Origin of the sequence: Rhizobium gallicum bv. gallicum R602sp (assembly GCF_000816845.1) — a bacterium.
Taxonomy (GTDB): Bacteria; Pseudomonadota; Alphaproteobacteria; order Rhizobiales; family Rhizobiaceae; genus Rhizobium; species Rhizobium gallicum.
Map to the genome: position 1 here is coordinate 899,779 of NZ_CP006880.1, position 19,704 is coordinate 919,482.

The 19,704-nt window shown below is 59.8% G+C and carries 19 protein-coding genes; 5 read left to right on the forward strand and 14 right to left on the reverse strand.

Annotated features, from left to right (window positions below):
• Positions 1-195 precede the first annotated feature (195 nt).
• Positions 196-1,536 carry a nucleotide sugar dehydrogenase gene (locus RGR602_RS27425; protein WP_040115162.1) on the forward strand — a complete coding sequence of 447 codons (1,341 nt, stop codon included), beginning with the start codon at positions 196-198 and terminating at the stop codon, positions 1,534-1,536.
• Here the strand turns inward: RGR602_RS27425 and RGR602_RS27430 are convergent.
• A complete protein-coding gene (locus tag RGR602_RS27430; RefSeq protein ID WP_040115164.1) occupies positions 1,526-2,701 on the reverse strand; it encodes a DUF3095 domain-containing protein in 1,176 nt (391 codons plus the stop codon). The genes RGR602_RS27425 and RGR602_RS27430 overlap by 11 nt on opposite strands.
• A gap of 123 nt (positions 2,702-2,824) precedes the next feature.
• Here RGR602_RS27430 and RGR602_RS27435 point away from each other — a divergent pair, with 123 nt between their 5' ends.
• Positions 2,825-3,304 (forward strand): class I SAM-dependent methyltransferase, encoded by a 480-nt coding sequence (locus tag RGR602_RS27435; protein ID WP_040115166.1) that lies wholly within the window; start codon positions 2,825-2,827, stop codon positions 3,302-3,304.
• A 264-nt stretch (positions 3,305-3,568) separates the two neighbouring features.
• Here the strand turns inward: RGR602_RS27435 and RGR602_RS27440 are convergent, their stop codons facing one another.
• Entirely contained in the window at positions 3,569-4,447 is an 879-nt protein-coding gene (locus RGR602_RS27440; protein WP_040115167.1) for an FkbM family methyltransferase, read from the reverse strand.
• Positions 4,447-6,165 carry an adenylate/guanylate cyclase domain-containing protein gene (locus tag RGR602_RS27445; RefSeq protein ID WP_040115169.1) on the reverse strand — a complete coding sequence of 573 codons (1,719 nt, stop codon included), beginning with the start codon at positions 6,163-6,165 and terminating at the stop codon, positions 4,447-4,449. Before RGR602_RS27445 ends, RGR602_RS27440 begins: the two co-directional genes overlap by 1 nt.
• Before the next feature lie 300 nt (positions 6,166-6,465).
• Here RGR602_RS27445 and RGR602_RS27450 point away from each other — a divergent pair, with 300 nt between their 5' ends.
• Both RGR602_RS27450 and RGR602_RS27455 read left to right on the forward strand, forming a co-directional pair.
• Positions 6,466-7,554: a glycosyltransferase family 4 protein gene (locus RGR602_RS27450; RefSeq protein ID WP_040115171.1), complete on the forward strand. Its 1,089-nt coding sequence runs from the start codon at positions 6,466-6,468 to the stop codon at positions 7,552-7,554.
• A complete protein-coding gene (locus RGR602_RS27455; protein ID WP_040115172.1) occupies positions 7,551-8,330 on the forward strand; it encodes a polysaccharide deacetylase family protein in 780 nt (259 codons plus the stop codon). Before RGR602_RS27450 ends, RGR602_RS27455 begins: the two co-directional genes overlap by 4 nt.
• Here the strand turns inward: RGR602_RS27455 and RGR602_RS27460 are convergent.
• Both RGR602_RS27460 and RGR602_RS27465 read right to left on the reverse strand, forming a co-directional pair.
• On the reverse strand, positions 8,312-9,142 hold the full coding sequence (locus tag RGR602_RS27460) for an MBL fold metallo-hydrolase (protein ID WP_040115174.1): 831 nt from the start codon (positions 9,140-9,142) through the stop codon (positions 8,312-8,314). The two genes, RGR602_RS27455 and RGR602_RS27460, sit on opposite strands and share 19 nt — an antisense overlap.
• 388 nt (positions 9,143-9,530) lie before the next feature.
• The gene (locus tag RGR602_RS27465) at positions 9,531-10,298 is read right to left on the reverse strand and encodes an SDR family oxidoreductase (protein ID WP_040115177.1); all 768 of its coding nucleotides are present in this window, start codon (positions 10,296-10,298) and stop codon (positions 9,531-9,533) included.
• A gap of 119 nt (positions 10,299-10,417) precedes the next feature.
• On the opposite strand from RGR602_RS27465, the gene RGR602_RS27470 reads away from it, so the two are divergent.
• Positions 10,418-10,942, forward strand: a complete 525-nt coding sequence (locus RGR602_RS27470; protein ID WP_040116520.1) for a GNAT family N-acetyltransferase — start codon at positions 10,418-10,420, stop codon at positions 10,940-10,942.
• On the opposite strand, the gene RGR602_RS27475 is transcribed toward RGR602_RS27470, so the two are convergent.
• From RGR602_RS27475 to pcaH, 9 genes are all read right to left on the reverse strand, one after another.
• Positions 10,939-11,655, reverse strand: a complete 717-nt coding sequence (locus RGR602_RS27475) for an ABC transporter ATP-binding protein (protein WP_040115179.1) — start codon at positions 11,653-11,655, stop codon at positions 10,939-10,941. The two genes, RGR602_RS27470 and RGR602_RS27475, sit on opposite strands and share 4 nt — an antisense overlap.
• Entirely contained in the window at positions 11,636-12,400 is a 765-nt protein-coding gene (locus RGR602_RS27480) for an ABC transporter ATP-binding protein (protein ID WP_040115181.1), read from the reverse strand. The genes RGR602_RS27475 and RGR602_RS27480 overlap by 20 nt, the downstream gene beginning before the upstream one ends.
• The gene (locus RGR602_RS27485) at positions 12,397-13,407 is read right to left on the reverse strand and encodes a branched-chain amino acid ABC transporter permease (RefSeq protein ID WP_040115183.1); all 1,011 of its coding nucleotides are present in this window, start codon (positions 13,405-13,407) and stop codon (positions 12,397-12,399) included. Before RGR602_RS27485 ends, RGR602_RS27480 begins: the two co-directional genes overlap by 4 nt.
• A gap of 1 nt (position 13,408) precedes the next feature.
• On the reverse strand, positions 13,409-14,272 hold the full coding sequence (locus RGR602_RS27490) for a branched-chain amino acid ABC transporter permease (protein WP_040115184.1): 864 nt from the start codon (positions 14,270-14,272) through the stop codon (positions 13,409-13,411).
• A 201-nt stretch (positions 14,273-14,473) separates the two neighbouring features.
• Complete coding sequence (locus tag RGR602_RS27495) at positions 14,474-15,646, reverse strand: ABC transporter substrate-binding protein (RefSeq protein WP_040115185.1); 1,173 nt, start codon at positions 15,644-15,646, stop codon at positions 14,474-14,476.
• Positions 15,647-15,825: 179 nt separating this feature from the next.
• Positions 15,826-16,872 (reverse strand): 3-carboxy-cis,cis-muconate cycloisomerase, encoded by a 1,047-nt coding sequence (locus RGR602_RS27500; RefSeq protein ID WP_040116521.1) that lies wholly within the window; start codon positions 16,870-16,872, stop codon positions 15,826-15,828.
• A gap of 110 nt (positions 16,873-16,982) precedes the next feature.
• Complete coding sequence (locus RGR602_RS27505; protein WP_040116522.1) at positions 16,983-18,152, reverse strand: acyltransferase family protein; 1,170 nt, start codon at positions 18,150-18,152, stop codon at positions 16,983-16,985.
• A gap of 183 nt (positions 18,153-18,335) precedes the next feature.
• The gene (pcaG, locus tag RGR602_RS27510) at positions 18,336-18,947 is read right to left on the reverse strand and encodes a protocatechuate 3,4-dioxygenase subunit alpha (RefSeq protein ID WP_040115186.1); all 612 of its coding nucleotides are present in this window, start codon (positions 18,945-18,947) and stop codon (positions 18,336-18,338) included.
• Between the two features lie 2 nt (positions 18,948-18,949).
• Complete coding sequence (pcaH, locus tag RGR602_RS27515; RefSeq protein ID WP_040115190.1) at positions 18,950-19,699, reverse strand: protocatechuate 3,4-dioxygenase subunit beta; 750 nt, start codon at positions 19,697-19,699, stop codon at positions 18,950-18,952.
• Positions 19,700-19,704 lie beyond the last annotated feature (5 nt).

Genomic DNA, 19,704 nt, shown 5'->3' on the forward strand with positions numbered 1-19,704 from the left:
CTCCGCTTGGACAATCATCTCGAGCAGCTTGCGAGTCTTTTCGGTCACACCGCAAAGACCTGCTTTGGCAGATCCGGCAAATGCGGGCAAGGCGATCACGCCGGCTTCACATCACCGTTGGAAGACGGCGGGTTTCAATCTCGGCGATCTTGCATTATCTGACCGCCTAACTTCCTCTTATTGAAGAGACCTGTCTTGGCCAGCCCATCCTCCTTCGCCGACCTCTCCGCAAAGATCAAAGATCGCTCGGCCCGTGCGGGCATAATCGGGCTCGGCTATGTCGGCCTGCCGCTGGCGATTGCAGTTGCGCGAAGCGGTTTTGAAGTGACCGGCTTCGACATTGATCCGAAGAAGATCGTAGCGCTCGATGCATGCAAATCCTATATCGACGCGGTGGCAGACGCGGCATTGACCGCCGAGAGGGAGGCGGGCCGCTTCTCCGCGACGACGGACTTTGCTGGCCTTGCAGCCTGCGACGTCATCGTCATCTGCGTGCCGACGCCTCTTACGAAGCATCGCGATCCGGATCTTTCTTATGTCGAAGCGACGTCATGCTCTATCGCAGCGCATCTTCGTGCCGGTCAGCTCGTCGTTCTGGAATCGACGACCTATCCCGGCACCACGGACGACGTCGTGAAGGTCATCCTGGAAAAGACGGGCCTGAAATCGGGCGTGGATTTTTTTGTCGGCTTTTCTCCAGAGCGCGAGGATCCCGGCAACCAGCACTATCACACCGCGACCATTCCGAAGGTGGTCGCTGGCGACGGCGCGGAAGCCCTGGGCCTGATGAAAGCCTTTTATGGCGCGGCGGTGAAAACCGTGGTTCCGGTTTCTACCAATGCGACGGCCGAAGCGGTGAAGCTTACGGAGAACATCTTTCGCTCGGTCAATATTGCACTCGTCAATGAGTTGAAGACCGTTTATGCGGCGATGGGCATCGATGTCTGGGAGGTGATCGACGCGGCCAAGACCAAGCCGTTCGGCTATATGCCGTTCTATCCTGGCCCCGGACTCGGCGGCCACTGCATTCCGATCGATCCGTTCTATCTGACATGGAAATCCCGCGAATACGAACTGCCGACCCGCTTCATCGAACTTGCAGGGGAGATTAATTCGGCGATGCCGCGCTATGTCGTCGGCAAGCTTGCAGAAGCACTGGATATCCGTTGCGGGAAGGCACTGAGCCGCAGCAAGGTTCTGGTCCTCGGTCTTGCCTACAAGAAGAATGTCGCAGATATCCGCGAGAGCCCGTCGCTACGCTTGATCGAGATCATTGAGGAGCGCGGCGGCAAGGCGGATTATCACGATCCGTTTGTGGCCGAAATTCCGCCGACCCGCGAACATCAGGCCTTGAAGGGACGCAAATCCGTGGCGCTGGCGCCGGAGATCTTGTCAGATTACGACGCTGTGCTGGTCGCAACCGATCACGACCAGGTCGATTACGCCACGCTTGTCAAAAACACGCCGCTGATTGTCGACACGCGAAACGTCTTCAAGCGTCTCGGCCTTTCGGCAGGTCACGTCATCAAGGCGTGACGCCTGCCGCCGAAACAGCCTTGCGGGTGATCTTGGCGGCGGCAACGGCATAGCCGCCGTTTGCGCCATCTATGAAATGCATGTGGTCGCGTGAGAGCGGCGTCGGCACGAAACACGTCATTAGCGCTGATTTCTGCCGATGCAGGCCATAGCGGGCAATGCCGCCGGCTTGCGCTTGATCGAGCAGCTTTTCGATCCGCTTCAAACGTGCGGCATCTACATCGATCGTCATCTTCAGCCCGTCGTCGAATTTGCGGAAATCGGAGTTTCCGGCAACGTCCTCCTTGTAGCGCTGGGCGTCGAATTTGCCGAGCGGCATCCCGATTTTATAGAGCGCGGAAAGGAGGGCGAGCTGCAGTACGATGAAGAGCTTTGTCAGGAAGCGCTTTCCCTTCGGTGCAGTCACCTTTACTTCGCGATCGATGCCTTTCATCGAAAAGGAAAGCCTGGGACCTTCCGGCGGTATCGGATGGCCGCCTCGGCCCTGCTCGGCGGCAATCGCGACGATTGCCGTGACCAGTTGCTGAAACTCCGCGCCTGCGCCCATTGCGCCGGCAACGGCAATGATGGAGACGATTTCTCCATGTCGCGATTCAATCGGGTTCCAGCGGCAGGAGAGGCCGGCGAGGTCCGGCCGGGTGCCTGGTGCTGCGCGCGCAACGGCGTAGTTGCCGTCTTTCATCTGCCGTTCGGCCCAGCTGTTGCCGCCTCCTGAAAACATCGCGTAGCTGACGTAGGGGCTGGCGGAATAACGTGCGATCATGACATCGAGACCTTCGCGGCGGATATCGGCGAGCGGCACGACGGCGGCGCGCAAGATGAAGCCGAGCTCTTCTTCGGCCCAGATCTGTACGGCTGCGAGAGCATCGCGCGCAATCATTTCGAGTGATCCCGGCAGAGCGATGAGTGCCCCGTCGCCACCGAAGACGAAGGGATAATCGCCCTTGCTGACGGCATTCAAGACGGCGGAGATAACAGAGGCGCCCGCCATGTTGACGTCCTTGTAGCGTCCGGCCTCGATCGCCTGCGTCGACCCGACGATATCAGCAAGCGCCAAAATCCAGCCGTCCGGCAGTGGCCGGTAGTTTCCAGCATCGGTCACGTCCTCGAAATCGGTGAAGACCGGCACTGTCGCGAAGAATTGTTGATCCGGAACGGCATTCATGATCCGACCTTATCACAGACGCGTGTCGCCGCGGCAACCGCATTTTGATTTACGGTGGTCGACTTTGCGCAGTTTCATGTGATAGCACCGGATTGCAAAAGTGAATGACGGACAAGGACATAGATGAGCCGACTCGACAGCTTCATCCGCCGTTTGACGGCTCAGCGCGACATCCTCAATTCCATCTGTGATCTGGTGAAGGAGACAGAAGGACCGGTCTTGGAGTTCGGCCTTGGGAACGGCCGGACCTACGATCATTTGCGCGAGCACTTCCCGACCCGCCGCATAATCGCATTCGATCGCGAGGTGCATTCCTATTCGGCCTCGACCCCGCCTGCCGACGACATGGTGACGGGCGATATCCGCGAAAGCGGCCAGGCCTTCATCGGTATCGGTGCAGCACTTGCCCATGCCGATATCGGGACGGGCCATGACGAGATTGACGCAATAACGCTGACCTGGCTGCCGCAGCTGGTGGCCGGCGTTCTTACAAGGGGCGGCGTCGCCGTCAGCGGTCTACCGCTCGATTGGCCGGAGCTTGAGCCGCTGCCGCTGCCTGACGGCATCAAGGAAGGACGGTATTTTCTCTACCGGAGGAAATAAGCCTGCTTAGGTGCGCAGGTTTCCCGCGCCGTGGCCAAAAGCCCACTTCCTGCGCAGCTCGGTTGTGCATTCGATGAGGCGCCTTCGGTCCGGTCGTCCGCACCGATGACAAGCAGGAGACGACGGTCAAAGACGTCATGTCGCCAGCAATGCGGCAAGCGGGACGCATAACCCACGCTTGCGTCGGCTTCGGTCGTCCTTGCTGGCCTCAACGGCCATCAATCCCTTGCCATGCATGCACGCCGGGGGGCCGCAAGCGAGGGATCAAGGCAGCAAGAGGACGTCGTACTGATCAACGCCGCCTGGCAGGTCGCCGACCTTCATTTCCTGCTCGCCCTCCTCGAAGAAGACGACGCAATCCTCATAGCAGCCGGCAAGCATCGTTACGAAATCGCGGGTCTGTTCGGGGCCGTAGAAAATGGGTGTGAATTCCATGTAGAGCGGCACGCGCCGCGACATCAGCGGAGCCATGGAGCGGCAGGCGACAGGTTCGTAGCCTTCGATGTCCATCCACACGAGGCTGACGTCGTTCGGATTGAGACCTGCCTCGCGGAGGATGTCGCTCACCGGCTTTACCGGGACGCTCACCTTCATATCCGATGAACTCTGTCGAATGGCGCTGCTCTTTCCATGGTTCGTGGCGTTGAGAAAGAAGTCGATCTCGCCTGCAGTCTCGCCTGCGGCGCAGTTGACGAGCGTGACCGTCTCCTCCAGCCGGTTCTGGCCAATGTTGGTTTGCAGCAGCTTGAAATTGCGAGGATCAGGTTCGACGCTGACGATGCGCGAACAAGCGTTGCTCAGCGCGAAATAGACCGTCTGCGTGCCGATATTGCCGCCAAGCTCGAGCAGCACGCCGTCCTTTCGCAAAAGGCCGCGCTCGCGCAGCACCGCCAGGAGCCGGTCGACGTTCCCGCGCTCGAAATGCCCCTTCCGGAAGACTTTGCGGCCGATATAGTCGGATGGCGAAAAGGTCATCAGATGATCGCCGGCATCAACGGTCATGGAAACGACCCGCGGGCCGATGTTCTCGATAAGCAGCCGCCGGCCGAAGCGCGTGTCGAAGAAGCGGCTTGCCACGGCGTTCCGCGCTCTGCGCAGGCGCTTTCGCCAGTATTTTTTTGATCCCAGCGCGTCAACGGCCATCAGGCTTTCCCATTGAGCGGCCAACCCGCCCGTTCCTTGTGGATCACATAGACTTTCAAAGGCAGCGCCCGGCCGCGCACGCTGATGTCGCGGCTTTCGATGCCGCGCATATCGGCGCCCGACAGATCGGCCACAGGCTCGGAAATGACGAGCGCTGCACCGAACTCCTTGGCGGCGTTTTCAAGGCGGCTGGCAACGTTTACCGTGTCGCCGACGGCGGTGAGATTTCGCACCCTGCCGTACCCCATCGTCCCGACGACGGCCGGTCCAAAATGAATGCCGATCGCGATCTGAAGCGGTATCGTCAGTTCATCGGCGAGTTCGGCGCCGAGTTTTTCAATTTCCGACGTGATCGTTTCGGCCGCTTTCAGCGCCTGGCGGCAGGCCTCGCCGGGCGAAGCGCCGATGCCAAAAAGGGCCATGGCGCCGTCGCCGATAAACTTGTCTATCCGTCCGCCGGCTTGTTCCACTGCCTTGCCGACGAGGGCGAAGTAGCGGTTGAGCAGGAAAACGATGTCGAAAGGCAGTCGCGTTTCCGTCAGACTCGTGAAATTGCGAATGTCACAGAAAAGCACGGCAATTTCACGCTCCCGGCCAGGACTTGTTTCCTGCGTGTTGGCAGGAAGGGCCGTTTCGGTCGCAGGGATCAGAAGTGGCGCGACGGTGATGTCATGGTCCGGGCGCAGCTGACAGGCGAGACGCACGTCCGGCGCCGCATTGATGCGCTCGAGTGTCTTCTGCTCCAGTTGATCAGGTTGCGGCAGGCGTTGGTAATCGCCGAGGATCTGAACCCGGCAGGTGGAGCACTGTCCCTTGCCGCCGCAGACCGAGTAGTGGGGCAGCCCGCCGAGACGGCTCGCCTCCAGCACCGTAAAACCGCGTGGCACCTTGATCGTCTCACCCCCCGGATAGTGCACGACAATCTGGTCAGTGCGCTCCTTCCACTTGCGGCGGGTGCGCGCGGCGACGACGGACAGAAGCGCCAGCGAGAAGCTGCCATAGAGCCCGGCGCGTATCATCACGATTTGCCGCTGGGCGTGAGGGTCGGAATAATAGCGGGTATTCAGGTTTTCCTGATAGCGCCCGGTATCGACAAGACCCTCATAGTCCGGCTCGGCAATCGTGCGGCCCATCTCGATAAAGCCGAGCAGCGAAAGCACGGGCAGCAGGATGGCAAGGGCCAGAAGCAGCGGTGCGAGACCGTCGTACCAAGGCCGGTAGCGCAGCCAGAAATGCAGGCCGATGCAGCCGTGGGTCCAGACGACGATCAGCGCGACTGCCTGCCGGATGCCGTTGCCGAAGGAGAGGATCCACAGCTGGCGAACGACCGTTTCGTAGTTGTCGGCATACCTGTAAAGTTCATGGACGATACGGGTTCCGATCACATGATCGATCAAGAGCAGCGGGATGGCGAGGCCGAGCACGATCTGGGCCATTTCACCGTTTGGCATGACCAGGCTGCGACGCATGTATAGCGAGCGAAGCACCAGCGCGATGTGAATGAAGATCGCGCTGTAGAAGATCAGCGTGCCGAACGGATTTCGCCAGAGGGCGACAAACAGCCGTCGGCCGTCATCGGCAGCAGCGACGGAAATCAGGCCGAGTGCATGGTTCGACAGGTGGAGGACCACGAAAGTGAACATGACAAGGCCTGAGCCGAGCCGGGCGCGCCGGATGTTGCGCCCCGAAAAAATGCCTGAATCCGCGATGGTTGCCATTCATTTCCGTTCTTGACGTTCGCCTGCATATGCCGGAAGTCGGTTAACTTTAGATCGTCTTTGCCTAAATCTGAATCCGCCACCAGTTCGAGACTGGAGCGTGATCTGCGGAAAACCGTTTCACAGCTTCGAGGATCATGCTCTAGAGATGTTGAGGTGAAAGCGAAATGCCCTCTTCTCCAGCCACGATCACATTCCATATGTTGATCAGTAACTTTTAAGGAAACGGACAATAGCGGTCATTTTTGCGATAGGCTGGACGGGCGGCGCAAGAAAGCGCTTGTTCAACGGAGCGTCCTGATGCGGATTGCATTTTACGCGCCGCTGAAATCCCCAAACCATCCGACACCATCCGGCGATCGCCTGATGGCACGGCTGCTTGTCGAGGCGCTGCGTCGTTCCGGTCATTCGGTCGAGATCGCCTCCGAGTTCCGCAATTTTGCGCCAACTCCCGAGGCAGCAACGATGCTTGAAGGCGAAAGGCAGGCGGAGCTTTTCCGGCTAAAAAGCACGTGGCGCCGTGGACCAAAACCGCATCTGTGGTTCTGCTATCACCCGTACTACAAATCGCCGGATCCTTTCGGACCGGTGCTTGCGGCCGAATTCGGTATTCCCTACGTCACTGCCGAGGCGTCCTATTCCCGCAAACGCGATGCCACCGGCTGGGCATCGGCGCAGGCGACGGTTGCGGCGGCAATCCGGCAGGCGGCGGTCAACATCGTGCTCACTGAACGCGACGGGGCAGGGATCAGGCAGGCTGTTCCCGAGGCCCGTCTTGCTTCAATCAAGCCGTTCATCGACACCGCATCGATCAAAAACATCGATCTGCGGCCGGATTCGAAACGGCTCGTGACGGTCGCCATGATGCGCGCCGGCGACAAGATGGCGAGCTATAAGGTGCTGGCTGCGGCACTGCGCGTGATCGAAGACAAGGCCTGGACGCTCGGCATCATCGGCGATGGCCCGATGCGGGCGCAAGTCGAGGCGCTGTTTTCGGATTTCGCGCCCGCCCGCATCGATTGGCTGGGCGAACGCAGTGCGTCAGACGTCGCAAGTCTGCTCGCTCGATCGGGAATCTATGTCTGGCCCGGTTGCGGTGAAGCCTATGGCCTTGCCTATCTCGAGGGGCAGGCGGCCGGCCTGCCTGTGGTGGCGCAGCGAACAGCGGGCGTGCCGGCGGTCGTTGAAGACGGGGTGACAGGCATATTGACGGCAGATGGCGATGTCAGCGCCTTTGCCGCCGCCACCGGCCGCCTGCTGGACGATCCGGTGCGACGCCAGGAAATGGGTGCGGCGGCGCGGCACTTCGTGCTGGAGGAGCGATCGCTGGAGTTCGCCGCCCTGGACCTCGACAGAATACTGAAACGATACGCAGGAGTTGAACCTTGAGCGGCAGTTCGACCTGGAAACCCCTTCGTGAGGAACTCGCGCGCTGGCGGGAGGCTGGAAGAGTGGCCCGCTTCTGGTGGCGCGATGACGATGCGATCGAGCCGACGGCGGCGCTCGACAGATTGCTCGGCCTCTCCAGCGCGCATGAGATCCCGGTGACCGTTGCCGTCATCCCGGCAAAGACCGGTCCAGCACTTTCTCAACGGCTTTCGGGTGCGAGCGGGGTCAGTGTTGCCGTGCACGGCTGGTCGCACGAGAATTATGCGCCGCCGAAAGAAAAAAAGCAGGAACTTGGCCGACACCGGCTGGCCGAGGCCGTGCTTGGCGAACTTTATGATGGCTTCCTGACGCTGAACCGGCTGCATCCGGCCAGGTTCATTCCCATGCTGGTGCCGCCATGGAACCGCATCGACGGCAGCCTTGTTGCCAAGCTCCCGGCACTTGGTTTCGAATGCCTGTCGACGTTCGGTCGGGCGACCGCGGAGGCGGCGATCCCGCTCCTCAACACCCATATCGATATCATGGGACGGCGAGCGGACGGAAAGGGGCCGCGCGTCGGCCGGCCGCATGACGAAATTGTAAGCGAACTTGTGGGAGAACTGCAGGACCGCTTCGAAGGCCGAAACGAGCCGGTCGGTTTGCTGACCCATCACCTCGCGCATGACGAGACGGCGTGGAAATTTACCGAAGCATTTCTCTCGGAGGCCAACAGTCATCAGGCGATTTTATGGAAACCGGCAGCTGAGCTGCTGAAAGATCAGATGTCGACGACCTGATTGTCACGCGCGGCGAAGGCGCCGGGGAATGCTGCCTGGGCATTCTTTTCCATCTGGCCAAGCTGCTCGTCCGTGCGCGAAGGCGCGTGATGGAAGAGCGCGAAGCGTTTCGTTCCTGCCTTTTTGGCCAATTCGATGCCGTGCTGCCAGGTCGAGTGGCCAAAGCCCTTGAAACGCTGCATCTCGTCTTCGTTGTAGGTGCAGTCGTAGATCGCCAGATCCGCATCCTTCATCAATTCCAGAGACACCGGGTCATAAGTGCCGGGGATATGCTCGACGTCGAATACAAGCGCGACGATCCGGCCGCCCCACTCTATGCGATAGCCGATCGCCCCGCCTGGATGGTTCAGCTTGTAGGTCTTAATGCGCACACCTTCGCGCGGAGAAAGCATGTCGCCGGCATGGAAATCGCGGAAGTTCATCGTTGCCTGGCAGATATCGGTCTTTACCGGAAACCAGGGCGGGCTGATGAACTGATCGACCATATCCTTGGTGCTCATCTTGCCGTCGAGATGGCCGGACCAGATGTTGAGACTGATCGAGGGATAGTAAATCGCCTTGAAGAAGGGCAATCCAATGATGTGGTCGTAGTGACAGTGGCTGAAGAACAGATCGACCTGCTTGACGCCTTCGTTGAGCATCGCAAGCCCGGCCTCGCGCAGCCCGGAGCCTGCGTCGAAGATCAACCGGTGGCCGCCGCAGCGCAGTTCGATGCAGGTGGTGTTGCCGCCGTAGTGATCGAATTCGGGGCCCGATACCGGGATGCTGCCGCGAACGCCCCAAAATTTTACCTGAAACTGATCGTTACTCATGGTTCTTCAAAATCGGGCTCCCGCACAGCGCTATCGTAATCATAGTTTAACCCTGATGCGAAGTGCGGAATTCCGCGGGGGTGCCTCTATCTTGCCTATTCTCCCAATCGCTAGCAGCAGAAGGAGTAGATTTTCCTAAGGCAGCAGGAGTTGGTCCGAAAGCAGCCGGATATGGTTTGCTTTGCGTAAACGGAAATGCCCGAGTCTGAAAGCCGGCGGACATCTCCTGTTCTATTAGGTGGCTCTTCCGGGGCGAAAATACAATTCTCCACTTTCTAATCCATCTTCGCCGGATTGAATGTCACAAGATTGAGGTCAAACGATTGCAAGGCCGTCCTATTGGCAGATCCACGGAATCTTGCCGGTTGCGTTCGCGCAGCCGGCAATACTAGAGGCTGGCGGCGATGCCGCCATCGACCATCAGCATATGGCCGTTGACGAAAGAGGAAGCGTCCGAAGCGAGAAAGACCGCCGCGCCGACCAGTTCCTCGACATTGCCCCATCGGCCTGCAGGTGTGCGCGTCTCCAGCCAGGCGGAGAATTTCGGATCGTCCACCAGCGCCTGGTTGAGCGGCGTTTTGAAATAGCCGGGGGCGATCGCATTCACCTGCAGGCCGTACTTTGCCCAGTCGGTCGCCATGCCGCGGGTGAGATTTCTGACTGCACCCTTGGTCGCCGTATAAGGAGCAATGCCCGGCCGGGCGAGTTCAGCCTGGACAGAGGCGATGTTGATGATCTTGCCCCTGCCGCGCCCGATCATCGCCTGCGCCACGGGCTGGCTGACATAGAAAATGCTTGAGACATTGGTCTTAAGCAGTTCATCCCACTTTTCGATCGGGAAAGATTCCAACGGCGTTCTAAACTGCATTCCGGCATTGTTGACGAGGATGTCGACCGGGCCGATCTCGCTTTCGATATAGGCGACGCCTTCGCGCGCGGCGGCAGCATCGGTCACGTCGAAGGCGACACTTAGCGCATGCAGTCCTCTCGCCCTGATCGTCTCTGCTGCAGCTGCCGCCTTCTCGGCATTGCGGCCATTGATGACCAGGCAAGCGCCGTGTTCTGCAAGGCCGAGGGCCAGCCCATAACCGATGCCCTGGCTGGAGCCGGTAACAAGCGCTCGGCGGCCGGTGAGGTCGAATAAGGGGAAAGACAAGCGGGGCGCGCTCCTTCATTGCGGTGCCTGATTGAAGAGGAGTCCTTGGTTCGATGCAAGCATCGTTTTGACGCAAGGCGCTCCGGTCTGTTATGTGCGGCACTGCAATGGAGTTCATCATGCGCATCCGCAATGAGACAAAAGCCGATATTCCGGCGATCCGCGAGCTGGTCAGCACGGCGTTTGCCGGCAAGGCCTACAGCAGCCGGACCGAAGCGGCAATCGTCGATGCCTTGCGCGGGAACAGAGCGCTTTCCGCCACGCTCGTTGCCGAAGATGGAGGCCGTATCGTCGGCCATGTCGCGTTCTCACCGGTGATGATCAACGGCAGGGATTTGGGCTGGTACGGCCTCGGACCAATCGCGGTAACACCCGAAAGGCAGGGCGAGGGAATCGGTACTGGCCTGGTGAAGGTCGGACTTGCAGCCATCCGCAAACTCGGCGCCCAGGGATGCGTCCTGCTTGGCGATCCCAAGTATTACGGCCGGTTCGGCTTCAAGGCGGATGCTCGCCTCAGGCTTGCAGGTGTTCCGGCCGAATATTTTCAGGCATTGTGCTTCAGCGGTGAAATGCCGTCCGGCATGGTCACGTATGACGCAGCTTTCGACATAACGACTGACGAGGCGCCACGCCACGTGACCTAGTGCAGCCCGCCAACCCCGAGCAGACGTTCCACGGCGGCGTGATCCATCGACAGCGCTTCGGGCGTGCCGGTCCACGCAAGGCGTCCCCGTTCTAGGATGATGACCTGATCGGCGAAGTCGAGCGCGCTCTGGATGCGTTGTTCGACAAGCAGGATCGTCATGTCGCCGGTCTTGGTGAGTTCGGAAAACGCGGCCATCAACTCTTCGCAAATGATGGGTGCGAGACCTTCCAGAGGTTCGTCAAGCAGCAGAACGGAGGGGCGGCCGAGAATCGTGCGGGCAGTCGACAACATCTGCTGCTCGCCGCCGGAGAGTTGGCCGCCGAGATTGCGGCGGCGCTCCTTCAGACGTGGAAACATCGCGTACGCCTCTTCGAGCGACGCCTTCGGCCGGCCTTTGAGGCCGACGAAGAGGTTTTCCTCAACCGTCAGCGTCGGGAAGATGCAGCGCGCCTGCGGCACATAACCGAGCCCTTGACGGGCGCGAGCGGAGCTGGCCATGGCGGTGAGGTCTGCGGAGCCGAGGCGGATGCGGCCGTCATAACGCCTGGTCTGTCCGGCAAGCGTCGCAAGCAAGGTTGTCTTGCCCATTCCGTTGCGGCCAAGGATGGCAAGGCGGGCGCCTGCGGGCACGGCAAACGAAACGTTTTCGAGAACGCGCGTCGGCCCATAGCCAGCGGAGAGATTGTCGACCTCAAGCGGCGTGGCTGGCATTGGCATAGCTCCCGAGATAAGCCTCGCGCACGCGCGCATCCTTGGTGACCTCGACCGGCGAGCCGTCGAAGATGATGGTTCCCGCTGCAAGCACGATGACACGCCTGGCGAAGCGGAACACGAGGTCCATATCGTGCTCGATCATCAACACCGCGAGATCGGCCGGCAGATCGGCGAGCGCCTGCTCGATCCGGGCGGTATCGCTTTGCGGCACGCCGGCAGCAGGTTCATCAAGCAACAGCACCTTCGGTTTCAGTGCCGTGGCGACGGCAATCTCGAGGAGACGCTGCTGTCCATAAGCAATTTCACCGACCCTGCGGCACATGAGATCGCCAAGGCCGAGTGCGCCGAGCAGATAGGTGACTTCTGTCATGAGGTCCGGCATCGCGAGAAAGTTGCCGAACATCCGGCCAGTCAGTCCGTCACGCTGCAGGATCGCAAGCGCGACGTGTTCGGCCGGCGTCATATCCTGGAAGAGCCGTGTGACCTGGAAGGAACGGACGAGGCCGCGCCTGACGCGGCCCGCCGCACCAATTCTCGTCACGGTCTCGCCACCGAGGCGGACATCGCCGGCGTCCGGCGAAAGGTTGCCAGTGACGAGATTGACGAAAGTGGTCTTTCCAGCGCCGTTCGGGCCAATGAGCGCGACGCGGTCACCTGCTGCCAGCGAGATCGATACATCGTTGGTTACCACGAGGCCACCGAAGCATTTCCTGAGATTGATGACTTCGAAGACGGGGCTCATTGCGCAGTCTCCTTCCGACGCACGAAAAAGGAAGTTGCGGTCCCATAAAGGCCCTTCGGGGCGAGGAGGACGACAGCGACCAGTAACGCGCCGACCATCGTCAGCCAGTGGAACGGGTTTGCAGCCGAAACATAATCTTCGAAGAGCATGAAGATGACGGTGCCGGAGAGCGCACCGAAAAGCGAGCCGGTGCCGCCGAGAACGAGCATCACGAGGCTTTCGGCCGAAAGCGTGAAGGAGAGGCTGTCGAGGCCGACCACCTGTGTGGAGATGGCATTGAGGGCTCCACCGACACCGGCGACGGCGCCTGAAATCACATACATCTTCATCAGCGCCGCTTTCGGCGAGGCGCCCATGGCTCGGATGCGCAAGGCATCTTCCTTGATCCCGCGGCAGAGCATGCCAAAGGGCGAACGCACGACAAGGCGCAGAAGAATGAAGACGACAAGCAGCAGGATCACCCCGAAAACATAGGCGGTATGGCCGTAAAGGTCGAACTCGAAGGTGCCGAAGATTGGATCGGCCGAGATGCCGGACAAGCCATCGCTGCCGCCGGTCCAGGATGATGCCTTGTTGGCGAATTCGTGGAAGAGGTTGATGAGCGCGATCGAAAGGACAAGCTGCGGCAGTCCGTGGGCACGCAGGATGACGATGCCGCAGACGAGGCCAGCCGCAGCGCCACCGGTGATACCGGCAAGCGTCATCAAAAGAGGATCGGTGATGCCGTAATGGGCCGAGACGATGCCCGCTGCATAGGCGCCGGAGCCGAAGAGTGCTGCATGGCCGAGCGTCGCCACGCCGCAATATCCGGTGACGAGATCAAGCGAGAGAACGAGCAATGCGATTGCGATGACGCGCGTCAGCAGCGCAAGGTTATCCGGAAAGAGTAAATAGCCGATGCTGGCGAGCGCGACGATTGCGGCAATGCCGGCTGTATCGCGCACGAAAAAGCGATTGCGCCGAATGGATACTGCTGTCGTAGTTTGCGTGTTCATGGCGAGCGTCATCCTACTTCACCCTTCCGGCAAAGCCGCGCGGAAAAACGCAGATGATTGCAATGACGGCGAGATAGAAGAAGAATTCCCCGTATTCCGGCATCAGATAGCGGCCCGTGGTGTCGATGCCGCCAAGAACCAGGCAGGCGATCAGTGCGCCGGGAATCGAGCCTGCGCCGCCGACCGAGACAACGACGAGGAAAGTCACCATGTAGCGCAGCGCATAATAGGGCTCGACCGGCAAGAGCTCCGCGCCGACCACGCCGCCAAAGGCGGCCAGGCCGACGGCGCCTGCGAAGCTCAGTGCATAAATGATCTCCGTGCGCACCCCAAGGGCGGCGGCCATGGCGGCATTATCGACGGATGCGCGCAGTTTTACGCCGAAACTGGTCTTTTCGATCGTGTACCAAAGGGCGCCGGCGACCGCGAAGCCGCAGAAGATGGCAAAAAGCCGATGCACCGGAATGGTGCGGAAGCCTAGATCGGCGGAGCCCCGCAGGCCGTCTGGCAATGGGATGGTTTTCAGCGTCGGCCCCATGACGTAGTTGGCTATGCCGATGATGCAGAAGGTGATGCCGATCGTCATCAGAACCTGGGTCAGTTCCGGCGCGCCGTAGATGCGCCGGTAGAGGAAACGTTCGACCGGAATGGCGATGACGATGGTTCCAGTGACGGCGACAAGAACTGCGACGCCGTAGCCAAGGCCAAGATCGCGCGCTGCATAGGAGGCAATGTACCCGCCGATCATGGCGAAGGCACCGTGGGCAAGGTTGACGACCCGCATCAGGCCCATGGTGACCGAAAGGCCGATCGAGATCACGAACAGCACCATGCCATAGGCAAGCGCGTCGACGGCAATGCTGAAGACAGTCTGCATGAGGCTCGTGTGTTCCTTATCTCAGCAGGTGCTGGAGCCCGCTCTGCGTCGTTGAGGGCGACGTCCCGCCCCATCACCTGCCGGAACCTTCTCCCTTGCCGGGAGAGAAGACTTGCGGTTTGCGCCATATGCCCTTTCGCCGACAACGGGGATGGGCTGATGGGTGGTCCGAGCGATCGCCTTTTAAGCAAGCCTTACTCCTTACTTTGTCGCCGCCAGACCTGGATCCCCCTGCTTTTCAAATGTCTGGATTTCCTTGTTGATGTATTTGCCGTCCGCATCCTTGGCGACTTCGCGCAGATAGATGTTTTCTGTGATGTGGCGGCTTTCGGGATCGATGGAAACGGGGCCGCGCGGGCTCATCCAGGAAAGGCCCTTTACCGCTTCGACAGCTTTTTCAGCATCCTGCTTGCCGCCAGTTGCCTCGATCATCTTGTAAATGACGTGCATGCCGTCATAGGCCCCGACGGCTGGGAAAGTAAGTTCGGCCGGATTGCCGAGTGCCTTGCCGGCGGCTGCAACGAAGGCCTTGTTTTCGGGCGAGTCATGCGAAACCGCGTAGTGGTATGTCGTCAATATGCCGAGAGCGGCCTCGCCGAGCGCCGGAAGGTCGGATTCCTGCGTCAGGTCGCCGGTCGCAAAGAGTTGTATGCCGGCGGCTTTCAGGCCATTCTCGCTATAGGACTTCACGAAGCCAAGCGTCGGCGGACCAGACGGCAGGAATGCAAAGACGCCCTCAGCACCCGAATCCTTGATGCGCTGCATGATTGGGCTGAAATCGTTGGTGGCGAGTGGCATACGGATCGCTTCGACGATTTCCCCGCCTTGCTTTTCGAAGCCTGCCTTGAAGGCGTTTTCAGCATCGACCCCCGGACCGTAGTCGCTGACAACCGAGATGACCTTCTTAATGCCTTTGTCGAACGCGACCTTGGCCATTGGCATGGCAGTTTGCCAAAGGGTGAAGGATGTACGAACGACCAGAGGGCTTTTGGTGACGATCGCAGAGGTTGCGGCGTTCATGATCACGAGCGGCGTATTGGCCTGTTTCAGGATGGGCGTGACGGCCATTGCGTCAGGCGTGAAATAGAACCCGGCCAGATACTGGACTTTCTCCTTGACGACGAGTTCCTGGGCAAGCGCCTTGGACTTGGCCGGATCGGCGGCCGGCAAGTCGCGATAGATGATTTCGACGGTATTGTCGCCGATCGTGGCGCCATTCGTTGCCATATAGGCGTCGATCCCGGCCTTGAAGTTCTTGCCTTGCAGCGCGAACGGACCCGAAAACGGCCCAACGACCCCGACCTTGATCGTGTCGGCACAGGCGGCGGTGCCCATGATGATTGCCGCCGCAGCGGCCAGAACCAGCTGTCTCATCTTTCCTCTCCCTTTATACCCTGCGGACTCCACCGCCAGGTTAGCGCGCAGCTAAATTTCACGTTAGTGTGTCATGCGAAACGGTAATGTAAAATGAAATAAATACGGTAATTCATAACTGGTGCATTATGTTAAGCATCTGCCTGAGGCTGACAAAAAGGGTGAGGAAGGAAGCTTGCCTACGAGCCCCCGAGGCGGAGGATATTACCGGTCAGCTCGCGCGCAAGCCGCAGGGCGCCCGCGGTCGCCATGACCATCTGCGGCAGCACGAGCCATTCAAGTGTCCAGGCGGCACCCGAACGTTCCTGTTCGTGAACAAGCGCTTGGTGGATGGCCGAAAGTTGGGCGGCGTTGAAGCGGGAAAAAGCGACAAGCGTTTCGGCGCCGACCGGGTTCTGCTTGTGCACCATGGCTGACGATCTTCCGCCGCCAGCAAGTTCGATCTCTCCACCCGCCTGCGCCAGAAGGGCGATGTCCTGGCCCATCTTCCCCAGACTGCCGGTGATCAGCGAAAAGAGGTTGGCAAGGTCGGCGATTGGTGCGCGCTGGTTTTGCCATTGAGGCTCGTCAGTCAGTCCAAGTTCCTGGGCGAGCGACGCGCGGATGTCGGCAGCCTTGCCGCCCAGCCTGTCCAGCGTCCCGGCCGCGCCACCGAACTGGATGGGAAACGTCTGTACCCCTAGCCGGCCGTGATAACCTTCAAGCGGGGCTCGCCATGACCACAGACGATCCGAAACGGCAATCGGGATTGCCGCCTGCATGCGGGTATGGCCCATCAGACTGTTCTGGCCGAACTGGCGATCGAGCGCTTCGAGAGCGCGAACAATGGCATCGAGCCGGCCGGAAAAAAGAAAGACGATCGCCTTTAGCCTGATCATCAGGCTGGTATCGATGGCGTCCTGGCTAGTCGCCCCGAAATGGACATACTGGGCCGCCTCGCCGCCCACTGACCTGCGCAGTTGCGTGACGAGATCAGGAACGACGACGCCGTCTGCGGCGGTCGCAACCTTGAGGCCCGCGATGTCGGCAGTGAAGCCTCGACAGGCTTCGGCAATGCGGCTTGCTGCCCTTTGTGGGATCAGGCCATGGGCGCCTTCGGCCTTGGCAAGCGCAGCCTCGAAGGAGAGCATCGCGCGGATGTCGGCATCCGCCGAAAGATAGGCCGAAATCTCATCGTCTCCAAAAAGGCCGCTGAGGAATGGATGGTCGAAGGCGGATGCGGTCACGTGACCTCTCATTGATTTTGCCTGTTCCTGCCGCCAGCTTGCCGTTGGAAAACCGCACCGGCTGTAAGGATGCCGGCAGAGATGGCACGGGATGTCCGTCCCTTTTCCATCTATGCCTTTGCCGGTTTCTCGACGGGCAGAATCGTTATGTCCGCATTCTCGTCGACGCCTCGCGCCTTTGCAACGAACGAGAATTTCTTTCGCATGCCCAAGATCGGCTTCTCGATCATATGCCAGGAAAAGACAGCAATGCCCATCGCGGCGCACATGCCGATAGCATAGAGCGCGAGCGCACCGGTTTTCGGGATCAGGAACAGGCCCGGCGCCAGACTGATTAAAATCTGAAGAAAGGGATCGTGATAAAGATAGACGCCATAAGAATAGTCGCCCTTGTGAAAGACGGAGGGCAGGGGCACCGGCGTCAGACCGACAAATACCGTGATATAGACGAGCGCGGGGACTACGAGCAATCTGTTTGGCACGCTCTCGATGGAAGGGCTGCTCAAGATAAGCATCGCCAGCACGCAAACTGCCATGCAGGCCAAGAACAGTGATTTTTTATGCGGAATGAACTCCCGCAATTGATAGGCTAAGATGCCGAGCAGAAACGCAAATACCAGCTGTGCGCCGCGGCTGACGAACAGCGTGCTCAAGACCAGGTTTACGCGATAGGGCAGCAGATGTCCGAAGGACTGGACGAGAAGCCCGCTCAGGATAAAGCCACCAGTCAAAAGTGCCAGCTTCTGCCATGACTTGATGATCGAGGTGATCATGAGCGCAGACATGATGATGTAGCAGAAGATTTCCCATGGCACGGTCCACAGAGCTCCGTTCACCCGATGCGTCGGGTTTTGCTCAAATACACCCGGCAGGCTGTAATGAATCCAGCCGATGATGTTGAGAAAATACCTGTAGAAGTCGGCGCCGAGAAAATAGTCACGCACAGCGACGGTCGTCACCAGCGGGCCGATGATGAGCGCGCAGACGACGATATCGACCGCAAGAGCAGGAACGATGCGCAGTCCGCGGTTCAAGAGAAAGTTCTTCAGGCTGAGGCGCTGAGCGCTGCCGGCGATCAGAAACCCGCTGAGAGCGAAGAACATCGGAACCAGTGCGTATTCGGCAAACCACAACGGGCTCGAACGGAAAAAAGCGTCATTTCCAGTCAGCAAAAATGAATGTGCCAATACTATTGAAAAAGCCAGGGCAATTCTGAGGAAGTCAAAACCTGGACCAAGGCCCTTGTGTGCCGTCAGGACGTGCCCGAATGTTTTCTGCATGTTTCCACCATCAAGGTTCAGCCCGTCAAAAGTCTTACTGCGGTGCAGCATTTTTAACAACCCGCCTATCGTCGTTTCGACACGCGCGCTGCTCGCTGTGATTGTAAACGGGGTGCAGGCGGCATCGGCTTCCAGCAGGAAGCGCCTGCATTAAATGGAAAAGCGCCTTATCTCACCTGCTCATCAAATGTCGAGAAAAACCGTTTCCTTCTCCCCCTGAAGGCGGATTTCAAACGTATAGGTTGCGCCGTCGCGGGTCGCGATCATTGTTGCAATGCGCTCGCCGTGTTCGATACGGGCAAGCAGCGGATCGGCGTTGTTGGCGTCTGCCTCTTCCGGAAAGTACATGCGGGTGTGGAGCCCAATATTGATGCCGCGCGCAACAATCCAGAAAGAGATGTGCGGTGCCATCGTGCGGCCGTCCTTGAAGGGCACGCAGCCAGGCTTGACGGTTTCGAATCGATAGACGCCGTCTTCGGCGCTGGTCGGGCAGCGACCCCAACCGGCAAAATTCGGGTCGGCCGCGCCACGCATTTCCGATGGGCTGTTGTAAAGTCCGGCGCTGTCGGCCTGCCAGATTTCGACGACCGCGTCACGCACGGGCGCGCCTGTTCCATCATAGATGTGGCCGGTCACGGTGATGCGCTCGCCAAGGGTCTTTTCGTTGACCATCGCGCTACCGAGGTCTTGTGCGTAAACCCCACCGATATCACAGAAATCCGGCGTCAGGCCAATATGGACATAGGGACCTGCCGTTTGCGACGGGGTTTCCTTGAGATAGCCGAGTTCCTGCATGATCAGTTGCCCTCCAGCCGGTTCTCGAACAGGATCGAGCGGCGGCCGCGCAGAACGATATCGAACTTGTAGGCGCGCGCGTCCATGGGGATGGTGTTGCCCCAGTCGAGCGGTGCAATGAGCTGCTCGATTGCGGCCTTGTCCGGGATCGTGCCGACGATCGGACATTTCCAGATCATCGGGTCGCCGTCGAAATACATCTGCGTGATCAGCCGCTGAGCAAAGCCGTGGCCGAAGATCGAGAAGTGGATGTGCGCCGGGCGCCAGTCGTTGACGCCATTCGGCCACGGATAGGCGCCGGGGCGAATGGTGCGGAAGGAGTATTGCCCATATTCGTCGGTGATGCAGCGCCCGCAGCCGCCGAAATTGGGATCGATGGCCGCGAGATAGGTTTCTTTCTTGTGGCGATAACGCCCGCCGGCGTTGGCCTGCCAGAATTCGACCAGCGCGCCCGAGACTGGCCGGCCACGCTCGTCGAGCACCCGGCCGTGAACGATAATGCGCTCGCCGATGGCGCTCTCGCCGGGGCGGGCGAAGTTGTGGATCAGGTCATTGTCGAGTTCACCGATCATCGAATGGCCAAAGACCGGCCCGGTAATCTCTGAAATCGTGCTGTCGAGCGACAGTAACGCGCGTTGTGGGGAACGCAGCACCGAGGTCTTGTAGCCTGGCGCATAGGCTGGTGGATGCCAGGCGCGGTCGCGGGCGAAGAAGGCACCGGTTTCCGGCTTGCGGTTCGAAATATCGGACATCTCTT